General features: G+C 62.7%; 17 protein-coding genes. 12 read left to right on the top strand and 5 right to left on the bottom strand.

The features are described from left to right. Window positions 1-90: 90 nt before the first annotated feature. Together PJE01S_RS19695 and PJE01S_RS19690 are read right to left on the bottom strand one after the other, a co-directional pair. Window positions 91-2,412, bottom strand: a complete 2,322-nt coding sequence (locus tag PJE01S_RS19695; protein ID WP_068835358.1) for a molybdopterin-dependent oxidoreductase — start codon at window positions 2,410-2,412, stop codon at window positions 91-93. Next, on the bottom strand, window positions 2,409-2,876 hold the full coding sequence (locus tag PJE01S_RS19690; RefSeq protein ID WP_068835357.1) for an Lrp/AsnC family transcriptional regulator: 468 nt from the start codon (window positions 2,874-2,876) through the stop codon (window positions 2,409-2,411). Before PJE01S_RS19690 ends, PJE01S_RS19695 begins: the two co-directional genes overlap by 4 nt. A 178-nt stretch (window positions 2,877-3,054) precedes the next feature. On the opposite strand from PJE01S_RS19690, the gene metC reads away from it, so the two are divergent. The 7 genes from metC (at window position 3,055) to PJE01S_RS19655 (ending at window position 10,365) form a co-directional block, all read left to right on the top strand. Further along, a complete protein-coding gene (gene metC, locus PJE01S_RS19685; protein WP_068835356.1) occupies window positions 3,055-4,257 on the top strand; it encodes a cystathionine beta-lyase in 1,203 nt (400 codons plus the stop codon). Between the two features lie 100 nt (window positions 4,258-4,357). Further along, window positions 4,358-5,293, top strand: a complete 936-nt coding sequence (locus PJE01S_RS19680) for a 4-hydroxy-tetrahydrodipicolinate synthase family protein (RefSeq protein ID WP_068835355.1) — start codon at window positions 4,358-4,360, stop codon at window positions 5,291-5,293. Between the two features lie 14 nt (window positions 5,294-5,307). Next, window positions 5,308-6,087, top strand: a complete 780-nt coding sequence (locus PJE01S_RS19675; RefSeq protein ID WP_068835354.1) for an SDR family NAD(P)-dependent oxidoreductase — start codon at window positions 5,308-5,310, stop codon at window positions 6,085-6,087. Between the two features lie 67 nt (window positions 6,088-6,154). Further along, window positions 6,155-7,156: a Bug family tripartite tricarboxylate transporter substrate binding protein gene (locus PJE01S_RS19670; protein ID WP_068835353.1), complete on the top strand. Its 1,002-nt coding sequence runs from the start codon at window positions 6,155-6,157 to the stop codon at window positions 7,154-7,156. Beyond that, on the top strand, window positions 7,153-8,433 hold the full coding sequence (locus PJE01S_RS19665) for a D-amino acid dehydrogenase (RefSeq protein WP_439650330.1): 1,281 nt from the start codon (window positions 7,153-7,155) through the stop codon (window positions 8,431-8,433). Before PJE01S_RS19670 ends, PJE01S_RS19665 begins: the two co-directional genes overlap by 4 nt. Next, window positions 8,430-9,305 (top strand): MBL fold metallo-hydrolase, encoded by an 876-nt coding sequence (locus PJE01S_RS19660; RefSeq protein ID WP_245660870.1) that lies wholly within the window; start codon window positions 8,430-8,432, stop codon window positions 9,303-9,305. The genes PJE01S_RS19665 and PJE01S_RS19660 overlap by 4 nt, the downstream gene beginning before the upstream one ends. Window positions 9,306-9,390: 85 nt before the next feature. Next, window positions 9,391-10,365 carry an IS5 family transposase gene (locus tag PJE01S_RS19655; protein ID WP_068835399.1) on the top strand — a complete coding sequence of 325 codons (975 nt, stop codon included), beginning with the start codon at window positions 9,391-9,393 and terminating at the stop codon, window positions 10,363-10,365. Window positions 10,366-10,501: 136 nt separating this feature from the next. Here the strand turns inward: PJE01S_RS19655 and PJE01S_RS19650 are convergent, their stop codons facing one another. After that, complete coding sequence (locus PJE01S_RS19650; protein WP_068835351.1) at window positions 10,502-11,410, bottom strand: LysR family transcriptional regulator; 909 nt, start codon at window positions 11,408-11,410, stop codon at window positions 10,502-10,504. A gap of 96 nt (window positions 11,411-11,506) precedes the next feature. Here PJE01S_RS19650 and PJE01S_RS19645 point away from each other — a divergent pair, with 96 nt between their 5' ends. From PJE01S_RS19645 to PJE01S_RS19635, 3 genes are read left to right on the top strand one after another with little or no spacing between them, the layout of a single operon-like run. Then, entirely contained in the window at window positions 11,507-12,892 is a 1,386-nt protein-coding gene (locus tag PJE01S_RS19645) for an acyclic terpene utilization AtuA family protein (protein ID WP_068835350.1), read from the top strand. After that, window positions 12,889-13,281, top strand: coding sequence for an AtuA-related protein (locus PJE01S_RS19640; RefSeq protein WP_068835349.1), 393 nt, complete (start codon window positions 12,889-12,891; stop codon window positions 13,279-13,281). Before PJE01S_RS19645 ends, PJE01S_RS19640 begins: the two co-directional genes overlap by 4 nt. Window positions 13,282-13,313: 32 nt before the next feature. Then, on the top strand, window positions 13,314-14,261 hold the full coding sequence (locus tag PJE01S_RS19635) for a Bug family tripartite tricarboxylate transporter substrate binding protein (RefSeq protein ID WP_068835398.1): 948 nt from the start codon (window positions 13,314-13,316) through the stop codon (window positions 14,259-14,261). A 5-nt stretch (window positions 14,262-14,266) separates the two neighbouring features. Here PJE01S_RS19635 and PJE01S_RS19630 read toward each other — a convergent pair whose 3' ends face one another. Beyond that, window positions 14,267-15,985 (bottom strand): phospholipase D-like domain-containing protein, encoded by a 1,719-nt coding sequence (locus PJE01S_RS19630; protein ID WP_068835348.1) that lies wholly within the window; start codon window positions 15,983-15,985, stop codon window positions 14,267-14,269. 129 nt (window positions 15,986-16,114) lie between these two features. After that, on the bottom strand, window positions 16,115-18,043 hold the full coding sequence (locus PJE01S_RS19625; RefSeq protein ID WP_068835347.1) for an ATP-binding cassette domain-containing protein: 1,929 nt from the start codon (window positions 18,041-18,043) through the stop codon (window positions 16,115-16,117). 148 nt (window positions 18,044-18,191) lie between these two features. Here PJE01S_RS19625 and PJE01S_RS19620 point away from each other — a divergent pair, with 148 nt between their 5' ends. Together PJE01S_RS19620 and PJE01S_RS19615 are read left to right on the top strand one after the other, a co-directional pair. Continuing rightward, window positions 18,192-18,671 carry a (2Fe-2S)-binding protein gene (locus PJE01S_RS19620; protein ID WP_068835397.1) on the top strand — a complete coding sequence of 160 codons (480 nt, stop codon included), beginning with the start codon at window positions 18,192-18,194 and terminating at the stop codon, window positions 18,669-18,671. Next, entirely contained in the window at window positions 18,668-21,001 is a 2,334-nt protein-coding gene (locus tag PJE01S_RS19615; RefSeq protein ID WP_068835346.1) for a xanthine dehydrogenase family protein molybdopterin-binding subunit, read from the top strand. Before PJE01S_RS19620 ends, PJE01S_RS19615 begins: the two co-directional genes overlap by 4 nt. Window positions 21,002-21,249: the final 248 nt, after the last annotated feature.

Below are 21,249 nucleotides of genomic sequence, written 5' to 3'. Positions count from 1 at the left end.
ATCGACGGCAAAAACTGCATGCTTCTTACACTGTATGAATGGAGTCCCGCTAAGCTGTTGAATTGCGCTGAAGCCTGACCCATAACTGGATCAGATTTCGACGGAATTCAACAGGAAGAATTGAGGGAGATCAAATGCCTGGACGGGTGGAGCGTCGTCGGTCCAACATGCGATCTCTACCAGGGCCGACAGGGCGCTAGGGGCTTGCGTCAGGCGCGAAGTGCCGAGGTCGGCGGTCAGTACGTTAGGGTTGCCATGCCGTTCCAACCCCAGGTCGCCAGGGTCGAACCATGCACCGGTGGACATGACCACTACGCCGAGACTGACATTTTCGTCGAGCATTGCGCCCGCCAAGCAACTTCCGCGGTCGTTGAATACCCGCACAATTGCGCCATCGTGGATGCCGCGTCGCGCTGCTTCTGTTGGGTGCAAGCGCACAGGCTGGCGGCCATGGATCTTTGCCGTACGTGAGACGATTCCAGCATCCATTTGAGAATGCAGTTTGTCCGCCGGCTGCGAGGTTACCAGGTGTAACGGCCAGCGCTGTGCATGAGTTGCACCCAGCCACTCGGTAGGTGGCACCCAGGCCGGATGCGGGGGGCATTCATCGTAGCCAAAGCTGGCAATGCGCTCCGAATACAACTCGATCTTTCCGCTGGGCGTTTTCAACGCATGGGCGACAGGGTCTTCTCGGAAATCGGCCATCAATACAAAGGACTTTTGCGGCGCGGGCAAGCGAACGTAGCCCTTTTCCCAGAAAACGTCGAACTCTGGTGAGTCAAAGCCAGCGGCGCGCCAGTGCGTGGCCATACTGTCGTAGATGTGGCGGATCCACGTTGTTTCGTCTCGGTTTTCGGTGAAGGCAGCCTCGCAGCCTGCACGTGCGGCGAGATCGCGGTAAATATCAAAGTCGTTGCGGCTTTGGCCCTGCGGCGCCAGCGCCTGGTGCATCGCCAGCACGAACCGGTCACGCGAAGAACCACCGATGTCGTTTCGCTCTAGGGTAGTGGTGGCCGGCAGCACGATGTCGGCACGTCGAGCGGTGGGAGTCCACCAGCTTTCGTGCACAACGATGGTTTCGGGCTTTTCCCATGCCCGTATCAGGCGATTCAAGTCCTGGTGGTGGTGAAACGGATTGCCGCCTGCCCAGTACACCATGCGGATGTCGGGATACACATCCTGCTTGCCATTAAAAGCATAAGGCTCGCCCGGCTGCAACAGCATGTCAGCGAAGCGTGCCACCGGAATGATGCTGCGAGCAGGGTTGGGACCGGCACTCATCTCTGGCGCTGGTACGTCGGGGCGCGGCGTACCAGCCCCGTTGATCGAGCCGTGGCCAAAGGCGAACCCACCGCCCGGTAGGCCAATTTGGCCCAGCATGGCAGCCAGAGCGATGCTGGTCCAGTAAGGCTGCTCGCCGTGCTGTGCACGTTGCAGCGACCAAGTGCAGTTCAGCAGCGTTCGGTGTCCCGCCGCCTTCAGCGCCAAGCTGCGGATAACATCGGCATCGACGCCGCAGATGGTGGCGGCCCAGTCAGCGGTTTTAGGCTGGCCGTCCTGCTTGCCTTTCAGGTAGTCAGCAAAAGGGGCGAAGCCTTCACAGTAACGATCGAGAAAATTGGTGTCGTGAAGATTGCGCAGAAGCAGTGTGTGCGCCATGCCCAGCATCATGGCTGTGTCGGTGTTGGGACGGATGGGAATCCATTCCGCCTGCAGGCCTTCGGGAACGTCGCCCCGTGTGGGACTGATGACGACGAACCGGATGGCACTCTCTCGCGCGCGCGCTAGCCATTCGTGGGTGCTGTGCGCGCCAGCGCCACCGGAGGTAATCTGCGCATTGCGTAGCGGTATGCCGCCGAAGGCGATGAACAACTCGGTATGGCCAAGCAAGCTTTCCCAGTCCGTGACGCGGCCAGTCACCGGCGCATAGGTCCCGATGACGTACGGCAACAGGAACTGCGCCGCCCCCCAGCTATAGTTGCCGGCCTGTGTCGTACAACCGCCGCTGGCGTGCAGGAAACGATGGGTCAGAGTTCGTGCATGGTGCAGCCGACCGGCCGATGACCAGCCGTACGAGCCGCCGAATAATGCGGCCGGACCATGGTCGCCGCGCACTCGCGCGAGTTCACCGGCTACCAGATCCAGCGCTACATCCCAGTCGACCTCGACAAAGGCTTCGCTTCCACGCGCACTGCGGTCGCTCCCCTGACGCTGCGCGAGCCAGCCCTGTCGCACCGCCGGGCGGCGGATACGCAAATCTGAATGCACCATGCCCGGCATGGATTGCAGAATGGGCGAAGGGGCGCTGTCGTGCGCAAAAGGTTCACAACTGACTAGTCGGCCGTCGGTGACCACTGCGGTAAAAGCCCCCCAGTGGGACAGTGATGGAAAACGGGCGGTGGATGAGGTCATGCGGTGTGTGTGTAGTCGAGCGGCAGAGCTGTGGTGTATTTGATTTCTTCCATGGCGAAGCTTGAGCTTACGTCGAATAGCTCGGCGATCTGGATCAACTTCTTGTACACACGGTCGAAGCCAGCGATGTCAGGCGCAACGATCTTCAAGAGGTAGTCGGTGTCGCCGCTCATGCGGTAGAACTCCAGCACCTCCGGCAGGTCACGCACGCCCAAGGCAAACTTCCGCAGCCACTGCAAGTCGTGGTGGCTAGTCTTGATAGACATGAACACTGTTACGCCTAGACCCAGCATCTTGCTGTTAAGTAGCCACACCTGTTGACGCAGGTAACCTCCTTCATTGAGGCACTGAATGCGCTTCCAGCAGGCGGTGGTAGATAGATTGACCCGCTCAGCGATGTCGCTTATTGAAAGCTTCGCATCGGTTTGGAGCAGGGCGAGAATGCTGCGGTCTTTTTTATCCATGGTGATAACCTCATTGTTAAAGCACTCATGGTAAATATTTTTCTCTTGCGCATTCTTGCGGAGTCAGAATATGGAAAATATTTCATCACGCCCGGTCCTAGACTTACGCCATCAACAAGTGCAAAGCGCATCGATTGGCAAGTCGCCGCAGTCTGCGCATTACCGGAGTAAATTGATCATGAAAAGTAATACGCAGCTGGTGTCCGCAGGACGCCACCCAGAACGTTTTGCTGGCGTTGTGAACACGCCGATCTTCCGGGCATCCACTATCCTGGCTGACTCTATGGCAGAGTGGGATGCAATGAAGCGTGCCCGGGCTGCCGACCAAGTCGGAGCCAGTACCTATGGGCGCTTCGGAACACCCACTACCCACGCGCTCGAGGAAGCGGTTGCCGCAATCGAAGGCGGCTACCGTTCCCTGGTCTACCCGTCTGGTCTGGCCGCAATTGCCACTGTGCTCACGGCGCTGTTGGCTGCGGGCGACCATGTATTGGTCCCCGATAGCGCGTATTCACCGACGCGCACGTTTCTTATGCAGGTGCTAGCACGTTACGACGTCGAGGTTACCTGCTACGACCCGCTCGTAGCCTGTGGCATCGACACTTTGATGCGTCCCAACACCCGTGTGGTTTATGTGGAGTCGCCAGGCTCAGAAACCTTCGAAATCCAGGATGTCCCTGCCATTGCTGCCGTAGCCCACGCGCAGGGCGCGGTGGTCGTGATGGATAACACCTGGGGCACTCCTCTTTTCTTCAAGCCCTTCGAGCATGGCGTTGACGTATCCATTCAGGCGGCCACCAAATACATCGTCGGACATTCGGACGCCATGCTCGGCATCGCTACGTGCACTCGCGAAACGTGGCTAAAGGTGAAACAGGCCACCTACGACATGGGCCAGACTGCCGGGCCGGACGAGATTTACCTAGCATTGCGTGGCCTGCGCACGATGGGTGTACGCTTACAGCAACACGGCGCTTCTGGCCTGCGCATCGCGCAGTGGCTGGAAGATCAGCCCGATGTTGAGGTCGTATTGCACCCAGGATTGCCGTCCCACCCGGGCCACGTACTTTGGAAGCGCGACTTTACCGGTGCCTGCGGATTGTTTGCGATTGTGCTTCGGACCAGGTCGCAGAAAGCTCTGACGGCATTCGTGGACGCCCTGCAGCACTTCGGTCTGGGTGTGTCATGGGGTGGCTATGAGAGCCTGGCGATTCCCTTCACACCAGGCAAGTCCCATGTTGGTGCGCGCTGGCCTTACCAAGGGCTGGCACTACGCTTGCATGTGGGACTAGAGGACACTGAAGACCTGATCGATGACTTGCGTCATGGATTCGAGGCCCTGCAGCGCGTCCAGAGTGTTGCCGAGGAAAGCTATGCCTAATTTACACGTAATATAAGTTCGCAGCGGCAAAGTCGAATTTCACGCGCTGACACCTCTAAGTTAACGGCACTTTTTTAACACCTTACCAGAGTTAAACACCATGAGTAAAATGAAAATAGAAGGTTCCTTCGTAGCGTTAATCACGCCTTTCAACCAGGACGGGAGCACTGACTTCGGTGCGTTCCGCGAACTGCTGAAATTCCAAGAAGACAACGGTACCAGCGCCGTGCTCATTATGGGCTCCACAGGCGAGGTCTCGATGCTGTCGCAACAAGAACGTCACGCGATCATCGCCGAAACGGCAAAGATGAAGACCGGCAAGATGAAGTTTTTCTACGGCTGCACTGGCAACAATACCGAGGCCACCATCGACTACCTGCGTTTCGCCAATGCCAATGGTGCCGACGGCGCCATTCTTGCCGCGCCAGCCTATATATGCGGCCCCGAGTCAGACATTGAGAGCTACTTCCTCGAGGTAGCGGACGCCACCGACCTTCCGCTGGGTCTATATAACAATCCGCCGCGTGTAAAGACAGATTTGCATTGGGATCATCTTCTGCGCATCTTCAAGCACCCCAACTACGTGGTGCACAAGGAGTCCACCACGCGTGTGGGCCAGGTTGCGCAGGTGCTTCGTGCCCGTCCCGACGTAGCCGTAATGTGCTGCGACTCGCCGAACCTCGGCTTGGTTGTGCCTACCATGAGCTTGGGCGGTCACGGCACGGCCAACATGACTGGCAACATTGCACCGGCCGAACTCACGACAATCTCGAAGCCTTGGACATCACCCGAGATGTCGATCAGCTTTCGCGAAACGTACCTCCGCAATTTGCAGTTGCTGCACTACTCCTACTCCGCCGTTAACCCGGTAGCCATCAAGTCCCTGATGAAGGCCGTGGGACTGCCCTCTGGCGACCTGCGCAAACCGCTCAAGGGTTTGGAAGGAGAAGCTCTAGCCAAGGGTCTGCGCATCGTCAAGGAACTAGAACTCGACAAGCGGTACGGCTGGAGTTCGCCGGCCCTTAAAGCTGCATAAGCGGAGGTTACGACATGGATCTCGGAATTGCCGGTAAATCGGCCCTCGTATTTGGCGGCAGCAAGGGCATGGGGCGCGCCTGCGCGCAACGCCTGGCCCAGGAAGGCGTTCAGGTCGTCATCGCCGCCCGCACCGAGGCCACGTTAGTCCAGGCCGCCGCCGAGTTGTCTCAGTTGTCGGGGCAGAAGGTGCGCTATGTGGTGGCCAACATCACCACGGACGCCGGACGCGATGCGGCGCTGGCAGCCTGCCCAGCGCCAGATATCCTGGTTAACAACGCTGACGGTGCGGCTCCTGGCGATTTCCGGACATGGACACCGGCCGACTGGCATGCGGCCATCGATGCCATGATGCTCGGCCCTATCGAAATGATGCGTCGCACGGTAGACGGCATGATGGAGCGGCGGTTCGGTCGCGTGGTCAACATCGTTTCGCGCAGTGTAAAGACGCCGCAACTGGAGTTAGGCTTGTCTAACGGTGCGCGTTCGGGCCTAGTGGGATTCACTGCCGGGCTGGCTCGGCAGACAGTGCGGCACAACGTGACCATCAACAACCTCCTGCCTGGTGTGTTTGCCACAGATGCTCAGCGTCACCACATCGAAGGAATGCTGGAGAGCACCGGCAAGAGTTTCGATCAACTCTGGCGTGAGCGTGGTAGCAACAACCCCGCGGGCCGCTATGGAGAGGCAGATGAACTCGGTGCCCTTTGCGGCTTCATCTGCTCTGTTCATGCTGGGTACATCTGCGGCCAAAACATCCTGATCGACGGGGCGGCCTACCCGGGCACATTCTGACGTAAGAATAACAACAGGGCCAGGAGACAGTCCGCTAATTTCTATTGCTGATTTGTTAAGGACACGTATGAAACGTTTTGCTCATCGTTCTTTCGTTGCCACCGGCTTAGCCGCTCTGGCTGCCGCCGTGGTCCCCATGTGCACGGCGCTGGCCCAGACGGACTATCCCGCCCGCGTTATCACCATCGTCGTGCCCTACGCGCCTGGTGGCTCAGTGGACGGTGTGGCTCGCACCTATGCCGAGATGCTGCGCAAGGAACTCAAGCAGTCAGTCGTGGTCGACAACCGTCCAGGCGCTTCCGGCCTGGTTGGCGCCGGCACGGTGGCGCGCGCCGTGCCCGATGGCTACACTTTGTACATCAACGCCTCCATTCATAACATCAACCCGCTGCTGTACAAAAAAACCATCAAGTACGACGCAGTCAAGGACTTCACTGCTATCAGCATGCTGGCGCAGGGCGCGTTGATCTTTAGCGTCAACCCGCAGGTCCCGGCCAAGACCGTGTCTGAGCTGATCAGGGTGGTGAAGGCAAATCCTGAAAGATATAGTTTCGTCACTAGCGGCTTCGGCTCTGCTGGCCACCTGGGCATCGCCCAGTTCATGTATGAGACCGGCATTGAGCCCCTGAACTTACCGATCGCGCTCTACAAGGGCGCCGGGCCCGCGCTGACCGACCTGATTGGTGGCCAGGTCCAGGGCATGATGGACCCTATGCTGTCTTCGTTGTCCAACGTCAAAGCGGGCAAGCTGCGAGCCCTGGCCGTCACGGGCCGTGAACGCAGTCCACTGTTGCCCGATGTTCCCACCATGCGCGAGTCGGGTGTGAAAGATTTCGAGTTTTATTCCTGGTACGGCCTCTGGGCGCCGGCTAACCTGCCCACGCCAATATTGAAAAGACTAGAGGCGGCCTCGGCCAAGATCATGGAGTCGCCTGAGATGACAGCCAAGCTGGCGGATTTTGGCTTCAATGTTGCCTACAAGAACTCGACGGACTTCAACAAGTTCATCGGCGTCGAGATCAAGCGTTACCAGACCATCATCGACAGTGCTCACATTAAGGTCGAATGAGCGGCATGCGTGTGATAGTTCTTGGCGCCGGTGTCGTCGGCGTCGCGACAGCCTATTACTTGTGGCGCGATGGCCATAGGGTGACGGTGGTGGAGCGCCAGCCTGGTCCTGGGCTGGAAACCAGTTACGGCAACGCTGGGGGGTTGTGTCCCAGTTTTGCTGGCCCATGGGCTGCGCCCGGTATGGTCGGCAAGGTGTTGAAAATGGCTCTGCAACCGAACTCACCGGTCCGTTTTTCACTGTGGCCTGATCTCGAGCGTTTGCGCTGGGTTCGGCAATGGGCTGGCAACTGCAATGTAGATAGCTTCGGCGTCAACAAGGCCCGCATGCAGCGGGTCGCGCATTACAGCCTGGCTTGCCTGCGCAAGCTGGCAGAAGAAGCCGATTTGGATGGTTTCGACTATCACTGCAATGGCGTACTGCAAATTTTTCGTACGCCGCAGGAACTGGAGCTAGGCCGCATAGCCGCTCGTACTCTGCAGGAACTGGGCATTCCGTGGAAAATGCTGGATCCAGCCGATGCAAGCGCCGTGGAACCGGCTCTGGCAGCCTCGTCCGAACCCTGGATCGGCGCTCTGCACCTGCCGTCCGATGCATCAGGTGATAGCCATAAATTTTGCACCTCGCTGTCGGCGTATTTGCAGGCCCGGGGAGTGGTGTTCCGCTACGACACGTCGGTGCGCGCGCTGCAGCACTGCGGAGGTGACATCACCGGCGTCGATATTGGCGTCGGTGAGCGGCTGGAGGCCGACGCTTATGTGGTAGCCCTGGGCAGTCAGGCGCCCTCGTTGCTGAGGCCGCTCGGCCTGCGCCTGCCGGTCTACCCACTCAAAGGCTATTCGATCACCGTGCCCATCGTCGACGACGCGTTGGCGCCACATGTCGCCATCATGGACGAGCACCACAAGATCATGGTGTCGCGCCTGGGCGATCGCATCCGGGTGGCCGGCATGGCCGAGTTGGTGGGTCATGATCTTCAACTGCAAGACGATCGGCGCGCACTGCTAATGCGGCTGACGCGGGAGTTGCTTCCAAATGGTCTCGATTTTGCTCGCACCGAATTCTGGGCAGGGCTTCGGCCTATGACTCCCGACGGGCCTCCGGTGTTAGGGCCGACCCGCATAGGCCGGCTGTTCCTCAACGGCGGCCACGGCTCCAATGGATGGACCCAGGCCTGCGGCACCAGCCGAATCGTGGCCGACATGGTCTCGGGACGTCAGCCCGAGATCGACACGGAGGGGCTTACGGCGGGACGATTCGGGATGGGGTACCCGTGAGCAATGCCATTGCTTCAGGCCTGCATGTAGAGACTTTCTTCGACCCGGCGACGTCGACGTTCAGCTACTTGCTGTTGGACCCGCTCAGCCGAGCCTGCGCTCTGATCGACCCTGTGTGGGACTTCGACATTGCCTCTGGGCGTTGCAGCACGGCCAGTGCCGACCTCTTGTTGCAGCGCGTAAAGGAACTCAATGCACAAGTGGAATGGATACTGGAAACCCATGTGCACGCGGACCATCTATCGGCTTCCGATTACCTTCGTCGCCACACCGGTGGCAGGGTTGCCATAGGCAAGCAAGTAACCGTCGTGCAGGCCGTGTTCAGCAAGCGACTGGGCCAGAGCTTGGGCGATGACGAGCAACGGTTCGACCATCTATTCACAGACGATGAGGCTTTCTGTATCGGCACAGTGGAGGCAAGGGCGTGGCACACACCGGGCCATACGCCGGCCTGTGTTACCTATGTGGTGGGCGATGCCGTATTTGTAGGCGACACACTTTTTATGCCCGATTGCGGCACCGCGCGCTGTGACTTCCCGGGTGGTGACGCCCGGGCTCTGTACGCATCGATACAGCGCATCCTCGGCCTGCCGCCGCATATGCGCTTGTACGTGTGTCATGACTATCCGCCCGACGGCCGTGTGGCAATTGCCTGCACCACCGTCGCTGCACAACGAGCCGGGAATATCCACGTAGGCCATGGAATTGGCGAGGACGTTTTCATCCAGATGCGCCGGGCTCGGGATGCCACACTTGCTACGCCAAAGCTGTTTTGGCCGGCCCTGCAGGTCAATATCCGTGGTGGCCGGTTGCCACCGACTGAGGTCAACGGTGTCCGCTATCTGCGTCTGCCGGTGTCTCTGGGGGGCTAGTCTTACTGTGTCATAAACGTAATCTTGGACTTATGGCAATGCTGATTAAGGTCCACGGCTACCGCACATGAAGCGTTACCTGACGATGAAACAACAGACCCTGGCCATGGCTGCCGATCAAGGATCGGGATTCGAACAACACCGCAAGCCCACGAGGCGAGACGAGTTCTTGAAGACCATGGAGGCCATCGTGCCGTGGACGGCGCTGTGCGAAGTCATCGAGCCGCATTACCCCAAAGCCGGCAATGGCCGTCCACCCATCGGCTTGGAGCGCATGCTGCGCATCCATTTCATTCAACACTGGTTCGACCTGGCAGATCTGGCCTGCGAGGAGGCGCTGTACGACAGCGCCAGCCTGCGCCGTTTCGTGGGCATCGATCTGGGCCGCGAGCCGGTGCCCGACGCCACTACCCTGCTCAAGTTCCGCCGCCTGCTCAATGACAACAAGCTCGGTGAGGCCCTGTTCGCTCGGGTGAGGCAGGAACTGCAAGACAGAGGCTTCAAGGTCAACACCGGCACCATCGTGGACGCCACCATCATCGGCGCGCCCAGCTCGACCAAGAACGCGGACAAGACACGCGACCCCGAAATGCGCCAGACCCGCAAGGGCAAGCAATGGTATTTCGGCATGAAGCTGCACATTGGCGCGGACAGCCAAAGCGGTCTGGCGCACAGCGCCGTGGTCACAGCGGCCAACGTGCATGACAAACACCCGCTGCCTGATTTATTGCACGGCAACGAGACGCGGGTCTACGGTGACTCGGCGTATGCCAGCCAAAAGGCTCTGATCGAGGGCAAGGCGCCCAATGCCAAAGACTTCACGAACCAGCGCACCCGGCGAGGCGGCATCGTTGATGAAGCAGTCCGAGCCAAGAACCGCAACAAGTCACGCATCCGCTCGCGGGTGGAGCACGTGTTCGGCGTGGTCAAGCGGCTGTGGGGCTTTGGCAAGGTGCGCTACCGGGGCCTTGCCAAGAACGCGACCCGGGCGTTCACGGCCTTGGCACTGGCCAACCTCTACCTCGGCCGGCAACGGCTGATGGCGCAGGTGCGCCCATGAGGGCGGCAGGCGGGCCGGTAGGCCTGCAAAACAGGTCGGATGGGCCACAAGAGAGGTCGCTTGGCGACCTGTTTGCTCGTAATCGAACCATCATCATCCCGAGCGGGCGTTTTGACGGTACTTGTTCAGCATTACCCTAAATTCCTTTGAGATAGGTCTCAGGCCCCATCCGCGCAACAATCAGCTCATGCAGCGCCAACGCAGCCGCAGACAAGCTTCCCTGCTGCCTGCGCACCAGGTAAATCTTGCGTGTCAGGCCCGCGATGGCCAAGGGGCGGGTCACCAGGCTTTGGCGCTCAAAGTGGAACAGCGTGAGCGCCGGCACCACGCTGATGCCCAGGCCGGCCTCGACCATGCCCGCCACCGTGGCCAGCTGCTCGACCTCAAGCACCGTGTTGGTCTGCAAGGGATGCAGCGCCGCATCGAGTGCCTGGCGCACGCTGCTGTTGCGTGACATGTGGATAAAGGGGTGGGGCGCCAGCTTTTTCAGGGTCAGCACTTTTTCGCTTGCCAGCGGGTGGTCCTTGCGGCACACCAGGTAAAACCTGTCCGTGCACAGCAGTTGGGCACTCAGGCCGGCGTGGCTGGCGCCTGTGGAGGCGAGGGCAAAGTCGGCCTTGCCGCTGCGCACCAGCTCTATGCACGGGTCCGACAAGGTGTCGCTGAGGTTGAGGTCAATGCCGGGCCAGGCTTTTTTGAACTCGGCAAATATCGCCGGCAGCCAGCCCGCCGCCAGCGAGGGCAGGGCCGCCACATGCACGCGGCCTTTGCGGCGTTCAACGTGATCGCTCAGGTCGTTGACGGCCACGCCGAAATCCCCGAGCAACTGGCGCGCAGAAGGCTCGAACAGACGGCCTTCCGGCGTGAGCTGCACGCTGCGCGTGTCGCGGTCAAACAGCCGGGTGTTGAGCGCCTGTTCGAGCGTGCGGATCAGCGCGCTGAATGCCGGCTGCGACAAATGACATGCCGCCGCCGCTTTCGTGAAGCTGCGCTGGTCGGCGAGCACCAGAAAGGCACGCAGTTGCCGGGTGGAGAGGTCGGGCATCGCCAATTGAGTTGACTTTCAAATGAATTGATATGCATTTTCGATTTTACAAATGAGCTGCGCAAGCCTAAAGTTCGGTCAATCCCTCACCGCACCATGACATCTACTTCCACTTTCCCTCTGCTGATCGGCTGCGCCGCCGGTTTTTCGGGCGACCGCGTCGATGCCGCCGGGCCGGTGGTGGACACCCTGATTGCGCGTTGCGCCCATCATCCGGGGCAGCGGGCGTTCCTGATTTTCGAGACGCTGGCCGAGCGAACCCTGGCGTTGGCCCAGTTGCGCCGCCGTGCCGACCCCGAGTCCGGCTTTGAGCCCTTGCTGGACGACCTGCTGCGGCCCGTGCTGGCGCGCTGCCTGCAGCACCAGATTCGCATCGTCAGCAACTTTGGCGCGGCCAATCCGCTGGCGGCGGCGCGGCATATCCGCAAGATGGCCCAGGCGCTGGGCTTGCCCGCGCCGCGCATTGCCGTGGTCGGCGGTGATGATGTGTCGGGTGCGCCGCATCGTCAACTGCTGCGCGAACAGCTGGGCGCGGCGATTGACGGCATCCAGATGGTCAGCGCCAACGCCTACATCGGCGCCGAGGCGATTGCCGCCGCGCTGGACGCCGGTGCGCAGATCGTGGTGGCGGGTCGCGTGGCCGACCCGTCGCTGACGGTGGGGCCGGCCATGTCGCATTTCGGCTGGCGCACCGATGACTGGGATCGTCTTGCCCGCGCCACCATGGCCGGGCATCTGCTTGAATGTGGCGCCCAGGTCTGCGGCGGCTACTTTGCCGACCCCGGCTACAAGGAGGTGCCAGAGCTGCACGCCGTGGGCTACCCGATCGCCGAAATCAGCAGCGATGGCCACAGCGTCATCGGCAAGGCGGCGCATACCGGCGGGCTGGTCAGCCTGGCCAGCGTCAAGGAGCAGCTGCTGTACGAGGTGCACGACCCGGCCGCCTACCTGACGCCCGACGTGGTGGCCGACATCAGCGCCGCGCAGATCGAACTGCTGGCGCCGGACCGCGTGGCGCTGACCGGTGTGCGAGGCCATGCCCGGCCCGCCACGCTGAAGGTCAACGTGTGCCACGAAGGCGGCTGGCTGGCCGAAGGCGAAATTTCCTATGCCGGGCCCCGCGCCGAGGCTCGGGCCAGGCTGGCGGCCGATGTGCTGCGCCGGCGCCTGCCGGACCTGGCGCTGCGTGTGGACCTGATCGGCGCCTTGAGCATCTTCGGCGACGACGCAGGCCGTTTGCTGCAGGCGACACCCGCCGGTGACGCGCGCGACGTGCGCCTGCGTGTGGCCGCCGCGCACAGCGAACGCGCGCAGGCCGAGCGCCTGGCGCGGGAAGTCATGGCGTTGTACTGCTGCGGCCCGGCCGGCGGCGGCGGCGTGCGCACCGCCTTGACGCCGCGGCTCAACACGCTGTCTTGCCTGCTGCCGCGGGAAGCCGTGCCCACGCATTACGAGATGCTGGCCGCGGAGGCCGCGGCATGAGCGAGTTTTTGACCGTTCCGCTGTACCGTGCCGCCCACGGCCGCACCGGCGACAAGGGCAACCGCTCCAACATCAGCGTGATTGCCTGGCATTCCAATTTGTACCCGGTGCTGGTCGAGCAGCTCACGCCGCAGCTCGTGGCCCAGCATTTTGCGCACCGCCGGCCCGCTGCGGTGCAACGCTACCTGCTGCCCCAGCTGCACGCCATGAATTTCGTGCTGGACGAGGTGCTTGACGGCGGCGTGAACGATGCGCTGAACCTGGACACGCACGGCAAGGCGCTCTCGTTCTGGCTGCTGGACTTGCCGCTGCGCATTCCCGTGTCGCTGGCGCCGCTGCTGGCGGGTGACCCGTTTCAATTTGACGATTTAAAAAAGGAGACCTCATGAAACCCATTTCCACCCTTCGCATCCGCCCCGTCATGCTCGGCGTGGCCGTGCTTTGCGCGCTGGCGCCGGCGCTTGGCCTGGCGCAGGGCTTTCCCGACAAGCCGATCACTTTTGTCGTGCCTTTTGCCGCCGGCAGCGCCACCGACCAGCTGGCCCGTGCCATTGGGCAGGCCGTGAGCGCCAGCACCAAGGCCAGCGTGGTGGTGGACAACAAGCCAGGCGCCAACAGCTTCATAGGCGCGCAGATGGCGGCCAAGGCGAAACCGGATGGCTACACGGTGTTCATCACCACCAACACCACGCAAGCGGCCAACGAGCATTTGTTCAAGAAGCTGCCCTATGACCCGGTCAAGGACTTCGTGCCAGTGACGACTCTGGGCCGCGGCGGCCAGATCATGGTCGTCAATCCGAACCTGCCGGTGAAAGACGTGAAGGAGTTCATTGCGCTGGCCAAGTCCAAACCCGGCAAGCTGTCTTTTGGCAGCGGCAGTTCGTCCAGCCGGGTGGCGGGTGAAATGTTCAAGCAGCTGACCAATACCTACATCCTCAATATTCCCTACAAGAGCAACCCGCCGGCGGTCGCGGACCTGATGGGCGGGCAGATCGACATGATGATTACCGACATGGCCACAGGCTTACCGCAAGTGAAGGCTGGCAAGCTCAAGGCGCTCGGTGTCTCCACCAAACAGCGCTCGCCGCTCGCTCCCGATGTGCCCACTTTGGAAGAGGCCGGTGTCAAGGGTTACGAGATGACCTACTGGTTCGCGGCCTATGCGCCGGCGGGCACGCCGGCGGAGGTGGTGGGCAAACTCAACGAGATACTGGTGAAGGCGGCGCACAGCAGCGGTGCGGCAGGTTTCTACCAGTCCACCGGAACCGAAATCTTCACCGGCACCCAGGCAGAGCTGGGCAAGTTTCAGGCGGCGGAGTCGCTGAAGTGGGGCCGCATCATCACGGCGGCGGGCATCGTGCCGGAGTAAGGCGCTTAAAGCATCTCGTCCGGCGCAAACGGTGCGATCAGCCTGAGCATCAGTTTGAGCCCCAGGCTGGCGTCCGGCTCTTTCCTGGAATCCTCCCGCCCGGAGTCCTGCGGCGCGCGCCACACCAGCTGGCCGTCCACCAATTCCACATGCCAGGCGCCGCTGGCCAGCGCCGGCTCTATCATGCGGGTGGCTTCGGCGGCCAGGGCGCGCTTGCGGATGACGATGGCCGTCTCGCTGTTTTTCAGTTGGGAGCGCAAGTCCAGGTTCATGGAGCCCACCACCAGCCAGTGGCTGTCCACCACGACCACCTTGGCGTGCAGGCTGGCGCGCGAGCCGCCGCTTGAGCCGCCCGTCGAGCCGGCGGCCAGGCCGAAATTGCTGATGGAGCCCTTTTGTTCGGCGCGCATTTCGTACATGTCGACACCCATGGCCAGCAGGGCTTCGCGGTAGCGGGCGTAACCCACGTGCGCCGCGGGCACGTCGTTGGAGGCCAGTGAATTGGTCAGCACCCGTATGCGCACGCCGCGTTGCCGCAGGTCGGCAAACTGCTGCATCATGCGTTTGCCGGGCACGAAGTAGGGCGAGACGATGAGCAGCTCGGTTTGCGCCTGCGACATGAGCTGCAGCAGGCCATCGACCGTGGTGTCCTGCGATTCGTCCGCCGTGTCGGCGTCGGCGGCAATCTTGGACGGCTTGTCGGTCAGCATGACGGAGGACGCCCAGGTCCAGCTCAGCAGGCGCAGATTGGTCGAGTCGGGCAAGGCCGACACGGCGGTGGTGCTTGTGTTGGCCGGGCTCGTCGCCGGCTGCGTGGCGCTGGCCAGCACGGCGGGGTCTTCCAGGCTGCTGGAGTTGGCGGTGGCCGCAGGGGGTTGGGACTTGAGGGCTTCAATATCCCTGGCCGTCATCAGCGACTGCACCGGGTAGGCCAGCGGGTTGTTCCAGTACTGGTCAAAGCTGCGCGACAGGTCGCGCGCGATGCGGCCGGCGGCCAGCACGTCGATGTCGACAAAGTTGATGCCTTCGCTCTGGCCGAAATAGGGCTCCCCCAGGTTGCGGCCGCCGGTGATGGCGACCGCGTTGTCGGCTACAAAAATCTTGTTGTGCATGCGCCGCTGCATGCGCCCCACGTCCTTGAGGTTGCCCAGGACGCGAAAAAACATCGAGCCGCGTCCGCCAGGCAGGGGGTTGAACAGGCGCAGCTCGAAGTTCTTTTCAAAGGCGAGCTTGAGCACCTGGGCGTTTTTTCCCGAGGTGTTGAAGTCATCCAGCAGGATGCGGATGCGCACCCCGCGGTTGGCGGCTTCGCGCAGGGCCTCGAACAGGCGCTCGGTGGTGTCGTCGGCAAAAATCGCGTAGTACTGGAGGTCCAGCGTTTTCTGTGCGGCCTTGATCAGCGTCATGCGGCTGGTAAAAGCCAGCTCGGCGTTGCCGACCAGCGCAAAACCCGAGTCATTGCCGGTCTTGGCCTGGGCGGCGCGGGCTTCCACGCGCTGGCCGAGGTAGGTTTCCGAGGGGTTCTCCAGTGCCCTGGAAAGGGGGCGCTCCACCTCACTCGGCAAGGAGGCGCAGCCGCCCAGCCAGCATCCCAGCAGCAGCACGCCCAGCCAGCGAAGGCCGGTTGAGTGCTGCCGGCTCAGCGAAACCGGGCGTGACGGGGCAGTCGGCGAGGCGGGCGGCGAGTTGGATGGCGAGTTGGACGAGACAGCGGCGGTGGGCATGGTGCAAACCCACTGTAGCCTAAGCCGCCCGTTTGGGTTGCCCGGCTGGGTGGCAATTCCCGCGGGTCTTGAGGTAGGCGCCCGGCTTGACCGCCGGGCGTCAAGCCTGCCGGCGTGAACGACGGGGCTTCAGGACGACAGCGCTTCCCAGCGCTGCAGCGCCGCCATCAACTCTTCCTCTATCTTGGTGTTGCGCGCATTGAGCTCGGCTGCCCGTTTGGCGTTGTTGGCGTAGAGCGTGCCGTCATACAGCTCCTGCTCAATGGCCTTTTGCTGCGATTCGAGCTGCGCAATCAGCGCCGGCAGGCCGTCGAGCTCGCGCTGTTCCTTGTAGCTAAGCTTCTTTTTTGATAGCTGCTGAGACCCGTCCTTGCTGGGCTGAGGGCTTGTTTTGCTTGCAATTTTGGCGGCAGGGGCGGATGTGGTGGCTTTTCCGCTGCCGGTGATCTGCGCGGCCCGCTTGGACTGGGTGATCCAGTCCGTCACGCCGCCCTCGTACTCGCGCCAGAAGCCCGGGTTCTCGGGCGTGCCCTCATAGGCGATGGTGCTGGTGACCACGTTGTCGAGGAAGCGCCGGTCGTGGCTGACCAAAAATACCGTGCCTTCGTAGTTTTGCAACAGGTCTTCCAGCAGCTCCAGCGTGTCGATGTCCAGGTCGTTGGTCGGCTCGTCCAGCACCAGTACGTTGGCCGGGCGCGCAAACAGGCGCGCCAGCAGCAGGCGGTTGCGTTCGCCGCCCGACAGCGTGCGCACCGGCGAGTTGGCGCGCGCCGGGGAGAACAAAAAGTCGGTCAAATAGCTCTTGACATGCTTTTTCTGGCCGTTGATTTCCACCCACTCGCTGCCCGGGCTGATGAAGTCTTCCAGCGTCGCGTCCAGGTTCAGGCTGTCGCGCATCTGGTCGAAGTAGGCCACCTGCAGGTTGGCGCCCTGGCGCACCTTGCCGGGCGGATGGGTCGCGTCGGGTTGCAGTTCGCCCAGGATGAGCTTGAGCAGCGTGCTTTTGCCGGCGCCGTTGGGGCCCAGCAGGCCGACCTTGTCGCCGCGCAGCAAGGTGGCGCTGAAGCGGTTGACGATGAGTTTTTCGGAACCCGGGTGGCCAAAGCTTTTCGACACCTCGGTGAGCTCGGCCACGATCTTGCCGCTTTTCTCGCCGCTGGAGACGTCCAGGTTGACCCGGCCGACCGCATCGCGCCGCGATGCACGGGTTTCGCGCAGGGCTTCGAGGCGGCCTATGCGCGCCACGCTGCGGGTGCGGCGGGCCTCCACGCCCTTGCGGATCCAGATTTCTTCCTGCGCCAGCAGCTTGTCGGCCTTGGCGTTGATGACGGCTTCCTGCGCCATCTGCTCTTCCTTCTGGATCAGGTACTGGGCAAAGTTGCCGGGGTAGCTGGTCAGCTTGCCGCGGTCCAGCTCGACGATGGCGGTGGCCACGTTATCCAGGAAGGCCCGGTCGTGGGTGATGGTGATGATGCTGCCGTTGAAATTGACCAGCAGCTCTTCCAGCCAGGCGATCGAATCCAGGTCCAGGTGGTTGGTCGGCTCATCGAGCAGCAGCACGTCGGGCCTGGCGACCAGCGCCTGGGCCAGGGCCACGCGCTTTTTGGTGCCGCCCGAGAGCGAGCCGACGATGGCGTCCTTGTCCAGGTGCAGGCGGTGCAGGGTTTCCTCGACGCGCTGCTCCCAGTTCCAGCCGTCGAGGGCTTCGATTTCCGATTGCAGGGCGTCCAGGTCGGTGTGCTCATCGGCCGCCAGATATTGCTCCACCACGTGCTTTGTTCTTGCCAGTCCTGCGCTGGCAGCTATGAAAACCGTAGCGTGCGGGTCCAGGCTGGGCTCCTGCGGCACATAGGCAATGCGCAGGTTTTGCTGCAGCTGCAAGGTGCCGTCGTCGGGTTTTTCCAGGCCGGCCAGGATTTTGAGCAGGGAGGACTTGCCCGTGCCGTTGCGGCCGATTAGGCCTATGCGCTGGTTGGTTTCGAGGGCGAAATCTGCGTGGTCCAGCAGTGCGACATGCCCAAAAGCGAGTTGGGCGTCCAGAAGGGTAATTAATGCCATATAGGGGAGTGATTATCCGGCTGGCGGCTTAAGGCGGCGCTTTGTCAGGGTTTACCGGGGACCGGCGGTCTGGGAATTCGGCCCCTATCGTGGCTATAGTGGCCAGTCCGGTTCATGGGCTTTCAAGGAGCGCCGCATGGAGTCACCGATCAAGCTGGATCTCAATGGCCGTCGCCTGCAGGTGGATGCCGATCCCGGCATGCCGCTGCTGTGGCTGCTGCGCGATGTGCTGAACCTGACCGGCACCAAGTACGGCTGCGGCGTGGCCGCCTGCGGCGCCTGCACCGTGCGGGTGGACGGCCAGGCGGTGCGCTCCTGCATCACGCCGGTGTCCAGCGTCGTGGGCAAGCGTCTGCAAACCATTGAGGCGCTGGGCACGCCCGGCAAACCCCATGCCCTGCAGCTGGCGTGGATTGCCGAACAGGTGCCCCAATGTGGCTACTGCCAGTCGGGCATGCTGATGGCCGCTGCCGCCCTGCTGGGCAAAACGCCCCAACCCACCGACGCCGACATCGATGCCGCCATGACGAATATTTGCCGCTGCGGCACCTATCAGCGGATACGGCTGGCGATCAGGCGGGCGGCCGGCATGGCGCCCAACGGCGTGGCGAGGAAGGCCAAAAAGTGAAAAGACGGGCCTGGCTCTTGAGCGCGGCAGGGGCGGCGGGCGCGCTGGTCGTTGGCTGGGGCTTTTTGCCCGCCCGCTCTCGGCTGGGCAGTGCGGCCAGGCCCTGGCCCTCCGGCGCGGAAGGGGGCGCGGGCTTGCCGGCGCTCAGCGGCGTGGTGTTCAACGGCTGGATCAAGATCCGCGCCGACGGCTCGGTGGTGCTGGCCATGCCGCGCAGCGAAATGGGGCAGGGCGTGCACACGGCGCTGGCCATGCTGGTGGCCGAGGAGCTGGAGCTGCCCCTGGCGCGGGTGAGCCTGGCGCAGGCGGGCAGCGACAGCCTCTACGGCAATGTCGCCATGCTGGTGGGCAGCTTGCCGTTTCATCCCCTGGAGGTGGATGACTCCTCGCCGGAGGGCGCGCCCCGCGTCCGGCCCACCAAGATCAGGCTCGGCGAATGGATGGTGGGCAAGATCGCCCGTGAGCTGGGCATCAATGCCACGGGTGGTTCCTCCAGTGTGGCCGATGCCTGGGAGGTGCTGCGAACGGCCGCCGCCACGGCGCGAGGGTCCCTGCTGGGGGCGGCTTCGCTGGACTGGAGGTTGCCGGTCGATGAGCTGGTTGTCAAAGATGGCGTTATTTCCCACCCTTCGGGTCCCGCGGCGCATTACGGCATGCTGGCGAAGTTCGCCGCGGCCACCCCACCGGGCGAAGTGACGCTCAAGAGCCCCAGGGACTGGAAGCTGATAGGCCGGAGCGCCCCGCGCCTGGATGTGCCGGCCAAAGTCAATGGCACGGCGGTGTTTGGCGTGGATGTGCGCTTGCCGGGCATGTTGTATGCGGCCATCCGCCTGTGTCCCATGCTGGGCGGGTCGCCGGCCGCCATTCACCCCGAGGCGGTGCTGGCCCGGCCCGGCGTGGAGCGCCTGGTGCGCCTGCCGGCCTATGCGGGCTCGACCGCCGGCCTGGCCGTGGTGGGCACAACCTGGTGGCATGCCCAGCGGGCGGCCCAGGCCCTGCGGATGGACTGGCAGCAGCGCCCCGCCGGTGCGCTGGACAGCCGGCAGATTGAAAAGGCGCTCGAAGCCGCGCTGGGGCGCGAAGACGGGCATACCTTTTATGAGCGGGGCGCCGTGGAGGCCGCGGAGGCGGCCGCCACACGAACGGTCGAGGCAATGTACCGCGCCCCCTATCTGGCCCATGCCACGCTGGAGCCCATGAACTGCACGGCCCAGGTCAAGGACGGCAAGGTGCGCCTCTGGGTGCCCACGCAGGTGCCGCAAATGGCGGCGGCCATCGCGGCGCGGGTGGCCGGGGTGGCGTTGGCAGATGTGAGTCTGACCGTGACCTTGCTGGGCGGCGGCTTTGGCCGGCGGCTGGAAGTCGACTTTGTGGCCCAGGCCGTGCGCGTGGCCATGGAGTGCGGCGGCCGTCCGGTGCAACTGATCTGGTCGCGTGAAGAAGACACCACGCATGACTTTTACCGGCCCATGCAGGTCGCCCTGCTGCGCGCGGCGATGGATGCCGAGGGACGGGTGAGCAGCCTGCGCATCCGGTCCGCGGGCGATGCCATCACCCCGCGCTGGCTGGAGCGGGGCCTTCCCGCATTGAGCGGGCCGGTTGAGATCCCCGACAAAAGCGCCGCCGAGGGCCTGTTTGACCTGCCTTACGGCTTTGCCAGCCAGAAGATGTCGCATGTGGCGACCCGCATGGGCGTGCCAGTCGGCTTTTGGCGTTCGGTCGGGCATTCGCACAATGCCTTCTTCTCGGAAAGCTTCATGGACGAGCTGGCGTGGGACGCCAGGCAGGATCCCCTGGCCTTCCGGCGCGCCTTGTTAAAGGAGGCGCCCAGGCATCTGGCGGTGCTGGACCTGGCCGCCGGCAAGGCGGGCTGGGGCGGGCCGCTCCCTGCGGGCCGGGCGCGAGGCGTGGCCTTGCATGAGTCCTTTGGCTCCATCGTGGCGCAGGTCGTGGAAGTGTCTTTGTCGAACGGAGCACCCCGGGTGCACCATGTGGTGTGCGCGATCGATTGCGGCACCGTGGTGAATCCCGGCATCGTGGCGCAGCAAATGGAAAGCGCCGTGGTGTTTGCCCTGACGGCAGCGCTGCACGGCCAGGTCGATATCCATGAGGGCGTGGTCCAGCAGAAAAACTTCCCCAATTACCCCATGCTGCCACTGGCGCAGGCGCCATGGGTGCAAACACATGTGCTTCCCAGTACCCGGCCGCCGGGTGGTGTGGGGGAGCCGGGCGTACCGCCGCTGGCGCCGGCGGTGGCCAATGCGCTGTTTGCGCTGACAGGCAAGCGCTTGCGCAAGCTTCCCCTGGCGCTGAATGAGGTTCAGGTCTAAAATTTCCCTCTAGGCCCTACAAGGCGGAAACAGCCGTGCTATAGTCGCTGGCTCTGCTGAACACAGTGCACAAAGCCAATGCGAAGTGCGCAAGCCGCGAAAGCGGTGTGAGGGTAGAAAAAAGATCTTGAAAAATTGACCGGGACTTAAAAATCGGTATAGAATTCAAGGCTCTGCTGGAAACGAAAGTGCTGATTGCCAAGCGGTCAGGCGGCAGAAAAAGTCAAAAAATAATTTGACCGGGTTGC

Origin of the sequence: Polaromonas jejuensis NBRC 106434 (assembly GCF_001598235.1) — a bacterium.
Lineage (GTDB): Bacteria > Pseudomonadota > Gammaproteobacteria > Burkholderiales > Burkholderiaceae_C > Polaromonas > Polaromonas jejuensis.
Note: the sequence above shows the minus strand (reverse complement) of the source record. Positions and strands in the feature narration are given on the sequence as shown.

What these genes read in the sequence shown, in the direction of transcription:
- PJE01S_RS19695 (WP_068835358.1), bottom strand. Translation starts at nt 2,412, where the DNA reads ATGACCTCATCCACCGCCCGTTTTCCATCACTGTCCCACTGGGGGGCT.
- PJE01S_RS19690 (WP_068835357.1), bottom strand. Translation starts at nt 2,876, where the DNA reads ATGGATAAAAAAGACCGCAGCATTCTCGCCCTGCTCCAAACCGATGCG.
- metC (WP_068835356.1), top strand. Translation starts at nt 3,055, where the DNA reads ATGAAAAGTAATACGCAGCTGGTGTCCGCAGGACGCCACCCAGAACGT.
- PJE01S_RS19680 (WP_068835355.1), top strand. Translation starts at nt 4,358, where the DNA reads ATGAGTAAAATGAAAATAGAAGGTTCCTTCGTAGCGTTAATCACGCCT.
- PJE01S_RS19675 (WP_068835354.1), top strand. Translation starts at nt 5,308, where the DNA reads ATGGATCTCGGAATTGCCGGTAAATCGGCCCTCGTATTTGGCGGCAGC.
- PJE01S_RS19670 (WP_068835353.1), top strand. Translation starts at nt 6,155, where the DNA reads ATGAAACGTTTTGCTCATCGTTCTTTCGTTGCCACCGGCTTAGCCGCT.
- PJE01S_RS19665 (WP_439650330.1), top strand. Translation starts at nt 7,153, where the DNA reads ATGAGCGGCATGCGTGTGATAGTTCTTGGCGCCGGTGTCGTCGGCGTC.
- PJE01S_RS19655 (WP_068835399.1), top strand. Translation starts at nt 9,391, where the DNA reads ATGAAACAACAGACCCTGGCCATGGCTGCCGATCAAGGATCGGGATTC.
- PJE01S_RS19650 (WP_068835351.1), bottom strand. Translation starts at nt 11,410, where the DNA reads ATGCCCGACCTCTCCACCCGGCAACTGCGTGCCTTTCTGGTGCTCGCC.
- PJE01S_RS19645 (WP_068835350.1), top strand. Translation starts at nt 11,507, where the DNA reads ATGACATCTACTTCCACTTTCCCTCTGCTGATCGGCTGCGCCGCCGGT.
- PJE01S_RS19640 (WP_068835349.1), top strand. Translation starts at nt 12,889, where the DNA reads ATGAGCGAGTTTTTGACCGTTCCGCTGTACCGTGCCGCCCACGGCCGC.
- PJE01S_RS19635 (WP_068835398.1), top strand. Translation starts at nt 13,314, where the DNA reads ATGCTCGGCGTGGCCGTGCTTTGCGCGCTGGCGCCGGCGCTTGGCCTG.
- PJE01S_RS19630 (WP_068835348.1), bottom strand. Translation starts at nt 15,985, where the DNA reads ATGCCCACCGCCGCTGTCTCGTCCAACTCGCCATCCAACTCGCCGCCC.
- PJE01S_RS19625 (WP_068835347.1), bottom strand. Translation starts at nt 18,043, where the DNA reads ATGGCATTAATTACCCTTCTGGACGCCCAACTCGCTTTTGGGCATGTC.